Here is a 474-nt window from a genome sequence, read left to right as displayed (position 1 = left end):
CACACTGCCTTTGCCCCTCCGCTGCGTGATGCCGTTGGTCAAAATATTCACCATGCCGCCTTTCTGCCCTTGGTTGCGCAGGTTTACGCCGACATTGCTCGGGCTCATCATAACTTTAACTTGTCCGCTTACTACGCCCGCGCGCAGTTGGTCGGGCGAACGCCAAATTTTTAGCGATACATCTGCCTGCTTCGCCAGCTTGCCTTGCAACGCCGCTACGGCGATGGTAACGCTGGGCATCGCCGGTGCGCCGTACCCGGTAAATTGTTCTTTACCGGCTGCCAACAATGAAGGCGAAACGCCTGCGGCTGCCAGTGCGGCGGTCATTTTTAAGAAATCGCGTCTTTTCCTATCCATTTTTTATCTCCTAATTCTTAATAAGCCAGTGTAGGCATTCTTTCAGACGGCCTGATTTTAAAAAGCCGCGTGCAAACTCAACCAATATGTCCTGCCCGGTGCATACACGACACTGGG

General features: G+C 53.2%; 1 protein-coding gene. It reads right to left on the bottom strand.

The window, feature by feature from the left end; all coding sequences use genetic code 11:
- Positions 1-357, bottom strand: a 357-nt coding sequence (locus ACTHUT_RS21835) for a twin-arginine translocation signal domain-containing protein (RefSeq protein WP_440419913.1), incomplete at its 3' end; no start/stop codon positions are given.
- Positions 358-474: the final 117 nt, after the last annotated feature.

Source organism: Neisseria sp. P0022.S010 (assembly GCF_051956635.1).
This window is presented reverse-complemented; position numbering and strand designations above follow the sequence as displayed.